We start from the raw sequence: 10002 nt of genomic DNA on the forward strand, positions 1-10002 counted from the left end.
GCTCTGTACCGCTGCTGCAGAGACCGCTCCGGACAACAAACGGGAAAACTCGCCGGGATGGGGGGTCAAAATCAGGGGTGCTTGCCGTCCCCGGCTCACCCCAGCCAAAAGATGTCCCTCCTGGGCGATAGCATTCAAGGCATCGGCATCCAGGAGTGTCGGAATATCCCAACGATTGAGCAAAGCCAGAATGGTATGGGCCAAACCGGGACGATTGCCCAGACCTGGTCCGATAGCCAAGGCATCGGCTTGAATCTCACACTCCAGGAGAGTACGCAATACCGCTTCATCATCCATGGGCAGGGAGAGGCTCATGGCTTCAGTCAACTTGCCCATCACCCCGGGACGTGCGGCAGCGGGGGTAGCCACCGTGACCAATCCTGGCCCCATACGCAGCGCTCCCATGGCGGTCAAGACCGCTGCCCCCTCTTTGCCCGCCGAACCGGCCCAGATCAAAAGATGACCAAAGGTGCCTTTGTGGCCATCGGCACGGCGTTGTGGTTTTTGCACATCGTCGAGCACATTGCGGGCGACATTATGCTCAGGAATCGCGATATAGCGGTCGGGAATGCCGATGTCGGCGCAGATCACCTCGCCACAGAGGGCCGCTCCGGGATAGGTGCGGTGACCGATCTTTTCGGCAGCAAAGGTGACGGTCCAACGGGCTTGCAGGGCCAAACCGAGAATTTGTCCACTATCGGCAGAGACCCCGGAGGGAATATCCACAGCCAGAACAGCTTTACCGGAGCGGTTGACCTTGTCAAAGAGTTGCAAGGTGATCCCCTCAACCGGACGGGTCAGACCGGTACCAAAGACGGCATCAACCACCACGCCGGCATGGCTTAAGAGTTGATCAAAGCGCTGCAAATCGCTGGCAATTCCCACTTCGCGCACCAGGCCGCCGCTGCCCTCAAAGACCTGAAAATGGGTCAAAGCATCTCCCTGCAGACGGTCGCACTGACCGAACATGAAGACCGAGACACGCACACCGCTTTGCAGCAGGCGACGTGCAATCACAAAGCCATCACCCCCATTATTGCCCTGTCCGGCCAGCACCAAAACAGGCAACTTCTGCCAATCGGGCAGCCGTTGTTTCAACACCTTGACCGCTTGCGCCCCGGCATTTTCCATCAGCACCACACCCGGCAGCCCCAACTCTTCAATGGTCCGCCGATCCGCCTCACGCATCTGGGCACTGGTCAATAGTTTGGCCATGGTTTACTGCTCCTTCTCATAAGATCGTATGATCGGCGAGATAATTTTTCCGATCAACCATGGGTTTCTGACTGAAACATTGGCAAGCAGAGCGGATCCAGACACACACCTGCTCGGAGAGGGTCCGCGACCCTTGTTCACCAGCTCTTCCGTCTACAGCATGATGACTCTATGGACAAAGCTACTCAGCCACAAGCGACTCTGCTATCTTAATGGTCTGCAGCGAACACATCGTCCAGGGAACGCGCATCCAGGACCAAATCACCCCACCGTTCCAGGCTCTCTGAGTTGGCAACGGCAATTTTCTCGTGGACTATGGCAGGCAGCTCCCCAAAACGTCGCTTCAATTGGCGCACCAACAGTTTTGCCTCACCTTCCCGTTGAATGCCCGCCGCCTCAGGCATCTTGAGCAACTCCTCCCTCGGCATGGCTCTCATCATGGAGGCCAACCACTCCCGGCGTCCCAAATCCAGTACATATTCGGGCGTCAACCCGATTGGTTCCATATTCTCCATCGTACCCTCCATGCGTATCTTGCGGATACCGAAGATGATATATTCGTGTGCAACCGACAGTGTCGGCAAGCAGCGTTGATAGATGCGGTCAAAAGCTTTCTTCCACTCTTGTTTGCGACTGGCGAAGCATTTCCAGATGGCATTGTGTGGGACATCCGACAGTTCGTTGAGCAGGATGACACGTATCGAATCAAAGAGCTCGATCCGGGATGTATAGACGCCAGATTTATCAGTTGGCGCAAAACCATGCCTCTGCAAAATATCCGTTTCCGGTGTTTTCGAGAGCAGGAGAAAACTCGTCAGCTCATTGCGTTGCAGTCGCTGCTTTTCCTGGTAAAGATGGTCATAGACAAGCAACTGGCGACATATCCTGTTGGTCAGACTCTCAGTAAACTTAAACTCAATCAGCAGATTACTGGCCGTTGTATCGTGCATGCCATCTGCCAGCCATCTTTTCTGCTCTTCTGTCCATCCGACACCCTCCCGGCGCAACAGAATGATGTCCGCCTTGGGAGAAGCGCTGGTCACATCCACCTCCGTCTGGACGGCGATATTGACCGTCGTCAGTGGTTCCTCTACCATCTGAGCCAACAGACGATGCCAACTGGTCTTTCTGTATTCGTCAAGCAGATCCGCCATCGGTTGCCGTTTTCTCCCCCTTGCCTCTCCCATCGCCTGTCAGCATACCAGAAAATTTCCTGCCACCAATAGCGTTATATTGCGGAAACACTGCCCGACGGAGATCACATCCTGTCATCCATCTGCAAGTGATAATATGGACCGGTCATCTTCAGTCATTAAATCTTTTGCTTTTTCTGCAATCAACGCATGAGCAGTTTGTAAAGTACATTCAAAATGATCAACAGCATGATCAGTATATTCTGGAAAAAATTCTGGAGTGGCAGGCACAATAATTCTTTTTATTCTTTCTATCGCACTTTGAACATATGAATTTTCGACTTTTATTATATATTTTTGCGACATAACATCACGTACTCACTTTCTAAAGTGGCAATCTAACTATATGAACTGTATATATAAATATTTAGCAGTTCATGTTTATTACAATCAATTAACCTGATAGAGAGCAGACAATCAACAACGTCGATTGTTAACCATTATATTACGCCATTCTCAGTACTGACAATGACTCACTCAAACTGCGCCTGAAACGCCTGAAACCTCTCGCGCAACTCCTGCAGCTCCTGGCGCAGATTGGCCACCTCCTCCTCCAGTTGCGCCACCCGCGCCGCCAACGAGCCGCCAGAGCCAGAGCCACCGCCACGCTCCTCTGCCTCCTCCTGCTCCAGCCACTCCTCCACATTGGGCATGCCCATCAAGGTGTGCATGTAACGCTGCTCCTTCTTGCCCGGCTGCAACGGTAACAGCACCACCCACGGTGGTGTCACATCCAAAAGATTTTTAATATGCTGCTCGACACTGGCAACATCAGGAAAAGCATGCAAACGACTGGCATGCCCGCGCAACTCCCCCAAAGTCTGCGGACCACGCAACATCAACTCACACAACAAAGCCGCCTCGGCAGGAACAAACTTGAAACGATCGGTAAAAAAATGCCGATATTTGCGCACCCGACTGCCCGGCACATCGCTGGCTATCGCCAAGGTCTTGGCACACAACCCCTCCACCAACCCCTTGACCTTGGCCGGATCATACTGGACCACAGGTACCCGATTGCTTTTCTGGTTGCAGGCATTGGTCAGGGCATTCAAAGTCAACGGATAGATCTCCGGCGTAATCCACTCCTTCTCCATCATCGCCGCCAATACCCGTACCTCATCCGCACTCAGCTCTTTCATCGCTCTCCTGTCTATTCCCTGTTTTAACCCACATACCACCCCTGTCGGTTGCTCTTAAGCCACTGCCAAATGGGCATGGACAAAACGCTCCCGCAACAATCCCTCCACCGCAGACAAAGCCCGTGGATCGACAAAAACCCGCGCCACCCGTCGCCGACTGCCTCCCAGTTGATCAATCAACGGCGATACCTGCTCTGCCGGACGCACCAACCCCTGCCGATCCCCCTCCATCACGGTCCAGATCGGCTCCACCTTGCCCGCCATGTATTGCAAATGGGCATACGGAGCCCGCTCCAAACGGTCCACCCGTACCAATAAAGAGAGAGGCACCTGCCAACGCCGCCCTCTCGCATCCTCCACCTCCAGCAAACGCTGCCGCTCCTGCTGAAAAAACAGCTCCACATGATCTGCCAACTCCCGATCATGCAGTTGATCGCTGCACCACTCTTCGCCTCCCCGCCAATGCCAACGAATGCGTCGATAGACCGGTTGCCGATCACGCAACAGTTGACATTTCCAACACAACTCCGCCGCCGCTGGCGAATCGGCCTCCTGGCGCGCCCAAAGACCAATGGCACACTCCAAAACCGCATCATCCAAAGCCAGATATTCCGGCAAATGGAGCGTGCTACCACTGAGTAAACTCTGCAAAAAACAGTCCAACGGCCACGGCGTCCCCGGCGGCCAATGTCCACGCTCCTGCCGATACCATAACAATACCTGAAACAGATGCACCAGCAACACCTCAAAGGCGCGGACTGTCTTGTGGTCATAGACCTGCCGATACATATGATCCCGGGCCACAATATAACTTTCCAACGCCGACGGCCCCTTGGAGACCTCTACCCCCAATTGATACTCCTGCCCAACCGGAAAGGCCCGCAGCGAGTGCAACAGCCACTCCAGATCATAACGACCATAAGAGACCCCGGTAAAATGGGCATCACGCAACAGATAATCCATGCGATCGGCATCCAACTGGCTGGAGATCAACTGCCGACCAAAGGGGAGAACATCTCCCTCCTCCTTTCCAGCCAGCAACCCCTGCAAACCCCGATAAAAGGGCTCTACCGCCAGGCGCAAACGGGCGCAATGCTCTGTAATCACCCGTCGTATCTCCCCCTGGCGCGCAACAAGCTGCCAGCCCAACTGCTCATGCTGAACCAGAGCGGGCGCAATCAATTCAAAGACATGTGAATAGGGACCGTGACCAATATCATGCAACAAGGCCGCCACCTTGATCTGCAACACCACCTGCCGATCCAGAGGCGCCTCTGCCCGTGCCAGCAGAGTAGCGATAATCCGCTTGGCCAGATGCAATGTACCCAAGGCATGGGAAAAACGGGAGTGTTCTGCAGAAGGATAGACCCGGTTGGCCGGGCCCAGTTGCCGAATCCGCCGCAAGCGCTGCACTTCGGGGGTATCGATCAACGCCAACAGCAAAGCATCCCCCCAATCGAGCGGATCCTGGGCTGGCCCATCGGTTTCGCGATGCAGGGAAATCATGTTATGCACCGCATCCCGGAAGACCTTGAAGGTCATGGAATCGCCCCGGAAAAAAAGAGGGTGGAGCGCAACAGCGTCCAATAATGCTCATATTTGGCCAGACGGCGTCGATCCTGCTCGGTCAGCTCTGGCTGCAGGCGGCGCACATCCATGTTGTCTTCCAAATCCAATAACTTGATCTGCATCGCCAGAGGATGGGTCATCACCCGTTCGATATACTCCTGATAGGTGTGCCCTGGTTGATGGGTCAACAGATCCACTACCGTCAACACCGTTTCAGAAAAACCTTCCGCCCGCAACTGCTCCAGGGTCAAGGAGGTATCTTCGATGGTATCGTGCAGCACAGCGATGATCTTGGCCTCTTCGCTGCCGGCACGCAGCATCAAACGCAAGGGGTGCAGGATATAGGGCACCCCCACCTTGTCCAGTTGTCCCTGGTGCGCCACCACAGCCAAATAGAGGGCCCGCTCCAGATCGGCCATCGCTTACACCACCTGCAACATGCGCTGCAGTGCCACTCGCGCCGCTGTCGCTTCCCGTTCGGGCACCCGAATAGGATTGACCACATAACCCTGTTGCAAATTTTCCATCACCCAGCACAGATGGGCCAGATCGATACGAAACATGGTCGAACACATGCACACCGTCGGACAAAGAAAATGGATCTCCTTGTCCGGCATCTCCCGTTTGAGGCGATTGACCAGATTCAGCTCGGTACCGATTGCCCATTTGGAACCGGCAGGAGCAGAGCGCACCCGCTCTTGAATCTGCTCCGTGGAACCGCGATCATCGGCCAATTGACACACCTCAAAGGCACATTCTGGATGCACAATCACCTGAATCCCCGGTATCCGTTGGCGAAACAGCGCCACATGCGCCGGTTGAAACATGGTGTGTACCGAACAATAGCCATCCCACAAAAGCACCTTGGCCCGGCGAATCTCCTCGGCGCTGAGACCGCCGTTGGGCAGACCAGGCTGCCATAATGCCATCTCGGCCAAAGGCACCCCCAAACGATGGCTGCTGTTGCGCCCCAAATGCTGGTCAGGAAAAAAGAGCACCTTCTCCCGTTGGGCAAAGGCCCAGCGCAACATCTTCTCGGCATTGGAGGAGGTACAAACCGAACCGCCGTGCATGCCGCAAAAAGCCTTCAAATCGGCAGTGGAGTTGACATAAGTCAATGGTGTAATCACCTTTTCGGCATCCACAACCTGACTCAAAGCCTGCCATGCCTCCTGTACATGCGGCAAATCGGCCATATCGGCCATCGAACAGCCTGCCGCCAAATCAGGCAAGATCACCGTCTGCTCTGGCGAGGATAAAATATCGGCCACCTCAGCCATGAAGTGTACCCCACAAAAAACAATATATTGCGATGAGGTGCGCTGTGCTGCCAAACGCGACAGCTTGAGCGAATCACCAGTCAAATCAGCAAAATGATAGACCTCCTCGCGCTGATAGTGGTGACCCAGAATCAGACAACGCTCGGCCAACTGCGCCTTGGCCTGGGCAATACGCTCCTGCAACTCTGCATCGGCAAGCGCATACAGAGGCTCCAACGGCACCGGGGGCGATTCGTTCATGGATTTATTTTGTCCTTGACTAAAAATGTGCAATAACCAGGCTCCCATCATTCTAACAACTTGCCCAAACAATCGAAAGAGTCTTTCCTTGCAAAGAGGCTTGCCAGGAGGGGGGAGTTGGCCTATCTTGAAACAGGATAAGGTTATTGTTTCACACTCAGACGGAAGACGCACGCCCATGAACGAACGGGACCGCTCGCGGGATAAATACAACCCCCAAGCCATCGAAAAAAAGTGGCAGACCTATTGGGAGCAGCAGCAGAGCTTTCGCGCCGTGGAAGAGCCACAGCGTGAAAAATATTATCTGCTGGTCATGTTCCCCTACCCCTCCGGGCGGATCCATATGGGCCATGTGCGCAACTATACCATCGGTGATCTGTTGGCCCGCTATCAGCGGTTGCGGGGTAAAAATGTGCTCCATCCCATGGGTTGGGATGCCTTTGGCATGCCCGCTGAAAATGCCGCCATCCAAAAGAAAACCCATCCCCGTACCTGGACCTATAACAATATCGATACCATGCGCCAGGAGTTGCGCTCCATGGGTCTCTCCTATGATTGGCAACGGGAGCTGGCAACCTGTGATCCGCACTATGCCCATTGGGAACAGGAGCTGTTTCTCAAGCTCTATGAGCGGGGTTTGGTCTATCGCAAACTGTCACAAGTCAACTGGGATCCTGTCGATCAGACGGTATTGGCCAACGAACAGGTGATCGACGGCAAAGGCTGGCGCAGCGGTGCAGTGGTTGAACGGCGGGAGCTGTCGCAATGGTTCCTGAAGATCACCGCCTATGCCGAAGAGCTGCTCTCTGGTCTGCAGCAACTGGAAGAGGGCTGGCCGGAGACTGTACGCAGCATGCAAACCCATTGGATTGGCAAAAGCCATGGCCTGGAGTTCTCCTTCGCCATCGCCGACTCTACGGAGAGTCTGCCGGTCTATACCACCCGACCCGACACTGTGATGGGGATAACCTTCTGCTCTATCGCCGCCGAACATCCTCTGGCCCGGCAAGTTGCTGCCCACAATCCAGCGGCACAACAGTTTATCCAGGAGTGCCAAAGCGCTGGCACCAGTGAAGAGGCGGTCGAACGGCTGGAAAAAAAGGGCTTTGCCACCGGCCTGTTTGCCATTCATCCACTTACCGGCGAAAAAGTACCCATCTTCATCGCCAACTTTGTGCTGATGAACTATGGCACCGGCGCAGTGATGGCGGTCCCGGCCCATGATCAACGGGATTTTGAGTTTGCCCGTACCTATCAGTTGCCCATCCGCATCGTCATCCAGCCAGAAGGAACACTCCTCGATCCCCAAGAGATGAGCGCTGCCTATACCGGTCCAGGCACCCTCTGCAACTCCGGGCCGTTTGATGGTCTGGACAACGAAACCGCCAAGCAAAAAATTATTGCCGCATTTGTTGCCGACAATCTCGGCAAGGCCACCACCCAATATCGTCTGCGTGACTGGGGCATCTCCCGCCAGCGCTATTGGGGCAACCCGATCCCCATGATCCACTGCCCCCACTGCGGCATTGTTGCCGTACCCAGCAGCCAGTTGCCTGTTCCCCTGCCGGATGATGTGGAGTTGACCGGCAGCGGCAACCCTCTGGCCCGGCACCCCACTTGGAAACATACCCACTGCCCAAACTGCGGCCAGGCCGCCGAACGGGAAACCGATACCATGGATACCTTTGCCGAATCCTCCTGGTATTTTCTCCGCTATTGCTGCCCCGATTATGCTGGCCCCCTGGATGTCCATGCCGTCAACTATTGGATGCCGGTGGATCAATATGTCGGTGGCATCGAACATGCTGTGCTGCATCTGCTCTATGCCCGTTTTTTTCATAAAGCCCTGCGTGACTGTGGCTTTGTCAGTTGCGACGAACCCTTTTCCCGCCTGCTCACCCAGGGAATGGTCCGCAAAGATACCTTGCGCTGCCCGGAACATGGCTGGCGCTATCCGGAAGAGGTACGGCAAGAGGCCGATGGCCTGCACTGCCAGATCTGTGCCGCCCCCGTGCAGGTAGGGCGCAACGAAAAGATGTCCAAAAGCAAGCACAATGTGGTCGATCCCAACGAGATCATTCAAGGCTATGGTGCCGATACCGCACGCCTGTTCATGCTCTTTGCCGCCCCCCCAGAACAGGATCTGGAGTGGAACGATAATGGAGTGGATGGCGCTTGGCGCTTTCTCAATCGCCTCTGGCGCCTGATCATGGAGATTGTCGATCTGCCTGCACAACCGCCCGCCCGCTCCATGCCGGAAGAGGCGGAGCTGCGCGCCTTGCGCAGCAAAACCCATCTGACCATCGACAAGGTCAACCGGGATGTGCAACGTTTTCAATTCAACACCGCCATCTCTGCGGTCATGGAACTGGTCAACGCTGCCAATGAACTGCTGCATGGCAAAGCGGATGCAGAGCGCTCCCCCAGCGAACTGGCTGTCTTGCGCGAAGTGGCGGAGAGTGCCGTGCTTTTGCTCAACCCCTTTGTCCCCCATATTACCGAAGAGTTGTGGCAACAGTTGGGGCATGCACAACCGCTCTGCCTGCAGCGCTGGCCGGAAGCAGACCCGGAAGCATTACAACGGGAGAGCATTACACTGGTGGTGCAGATCAACGGCAAACTGCGTGCCCGCCTGACCGTAGCCGCCGACGCCTCCCAGAAGAGCATCGAAGAGGCCGCCCTGGCGGAGCCAACCATTCAACAACAGTTGCAAAACCGCAGCATCCATAAACGGATTTTTGTTCCTGGGCGGCTATTGAATCTGGTGGTCCAATGAGGAGAATCATGAACGCTCTTTTGCACCTGCGTCGTCTTTTCTCTCTGTCGCATCTGCTGATTTTGGCGCTGCTGTTTTTACCAGCCTGTGGCTACCGACTGCCTGGAAGCGCTGTGGAGCAGGCAGAGAGCCGTTGGCAAAACAGCTCCCTGCAGATCAGCGGCAAGGGCGCCGAGCAAAATCCGCAACTGGTCTATTTTTTACGGGAGCGCCTGCAGGCCCGTCTTGGTCTGCAGGGAGCGGTGAGCGGACAGGAAAAAGAGACAACGGTTAAAATCACCTTAAGCACCATAGAACGCGCCCTGGTTACCGAAGATCGGAGCGGACGCGCCAATCTGTTTCGGATCAGCGTCAATGCCCGCCTGCACATAGAAGGGGATAGCCAAGCCCCCAAATTTCCTTCAGCCATTCATGGTTCAGCAACCTATTATGAACCCTTCATCAGCACCGCTGTGCAGGCCACCCGCAAGCGTGCTGAAACCGAAGCTGTGGAACAACTGGCCGACACCTTGATCACTCTGTTGAGCAGTACATGGCCGGACCATCCTTGAGCATCAAAGAGAGTCGCCTCGCCAGCATGCCCGGCA

The 10002-nt window shown here is 55.3% G+C and carries 9 protein-coding genes; 2 read left to right on the forward strand and 7 right to left on the reverse strand.

Annotated features, from left to right (window positions below):
- From EJP87_RS08785 to nadA, 7 genes are all read right to left on the reverse strand, one after another.
- Positions 1-1215 (reverse strand): NAD(P)H-hydrate epimerase (locus tag EJP87_RS08785; RefSeq protein WP_130471491.1); only part of this gene is annotated, 1215 nt, incomplete at its 3' end.
- Positions 1216-1424: 209 nt separating this feature from the next.
- Positions 1425-2369: a DUF4351 domain-containing protein gene (locus EJP87_RS08790; RefSeq protein ID WP_193771248.1), complete on the reverse strand. Its 945-nt coding sequence runs from the start codon at positions 2367-2369 to the stop codon at positions 1425-1427.
- A 114-nt stretch (positions 2370-2483) separates the two neighbouring features.
- Positions 2484-2714: a hypothetical protein gene (locus tag EJP87_RS08795; RefSeq protein ID WP_130471493.1), complete on the reverse strand. Its 231-nt coding sequence runs from the start codon at positions 2712-2714 to the stop codon at positions 2484-2486.
- Positions 2715-2881: 167 nt separating this feature from the next.
- A complete protein-coding gene (locus tag EJP87_RS08800) occupies positions 2882-3550 on the reverse strand; it encodes a YceH family protein (protein ID WP_130471494.1) in 669 nt (222 codons plus the stop codon).
- Positions 3551-3604: 54 nt separating this feature from the next.
- A complete protein-coding gene (locus tag EJP87_RS08805) occupies positions 3605-5092 on the reverse strand; it encodes an HD domain-containing protein (RefSeq protein ID WP_130471495.1) in 1488 nt (495 codons plus the stop codon).
- Complete coding sequence (locus EJP87_RS08810) at positions 5089-5538, reverse strand: HD domain-containing protein (RefSeq protein ID WP_130471496.1); 450 nt, start codon at positions 5536-5538, stop codon at positions 5089-5091. The genes EJP87_RS08805 and EJP87_RS08810 overlap by 4 nt, the downstream gene beginning before the upstream one ends.
- 3 nt (positions 5539-5541) lie before the next feature.
- Entirely contained in the window at positions 5542-6639 is a 1098-nt protein-coding gene (gene nadA, locus EJP87_RS08815) for a quinolinate synthase NadA (RefSeq protein WP_130471497.1), read from the reverse strand.
- A 178-nt stretch (positions 6640-6817) separates the two neighbouring features.
- Between nadA and leuS the strand changes: the two genes are divergently transcribed.
- Both leuS and lptE read left to right on the forward strand, forming a co-directional pair.
- Positions 6818-9415 (forward strand): leucine--tRNA ligase, encoded by a 2598-nt coding sequence (leuS, locus tag EJP87_RS08820; RefSeq protein ID WP_130471498.1) that lies wholly within the window; start codon positions 6818-6820, stop codon positions 9413-9415.
- Between the two features lie 8 nt (positions 9416-9423).
- Complete coding sequence (gene lptE / locus EJP87_RS08825; RefSeq protein WP_193771249.1) at positions 9424-9966, forward strand: LPS assembly lipoprotein LptE; 543 nt, start codon at positions 9424-9426, stop codon at positions 9964-9966.
- The last annotated feature ends 36 nt before the right edge of the window (positions 9967-10002 follow it).

The sequence above is a fragment of the Candidatus Magnetaquicoccus inordinatus genome (assembly GCF_004217665.1).
Taxonomy (GTDB): domain Bacteria; phylum Pseudomonadota; class Magnetococcia; order Magnetococcales; family Magnetaquicoccaceae; genus Magnetaquicoccus; species Magnetaquicoccus inordinatus.